Here is a 320-nt window from a genome sequence, read left to right on the forward strand (position 1 = left end):
ACATTCATATGTCTGGTGACTATAGCAAGGAGGTCACACCTGTTCCCATGCCGAACACAGAAGTTAAGCTCCTTAGCGTCGATGGTAGTCGAACTTACGTTCCGCTAGAGTAGAACGTTGCCAGGCAAGTTGAGACCGCAGGTCTCTTTTTTTTATGTCTAAAACGTCAAAATAAAAGCAAACACAAAGAAAGATGGCTTGGCGAAGTGAAAACGTTTGAATCTGACGAAACGAGAAATGTAAAGTATAATAAAAAGCAGTCATAAGATGATTTCAATTAGAAATCAATTTATGACTGTTTTTCTTACTATGTGTTAAAT

The 320-nt window shown here is 37.8% G+C and carries 1 rRNA gene; it reads left to right on the top strand.

Annotated features, from left to right (window positions below):
• Window positions 1–11: 11 nt before the first annotated feature.
• Window positions 12–126: ribosomal RNA gene (gene rrf / locus IDG60_RS03235) — 5S ribosomal RNA — on the top strand.
• Window positions 127–320 lie beyond the last annotated feature (194 nt).

The organism is Staphylococcus sp. EG-SA-2 (genome assembly GCF_017152085.1).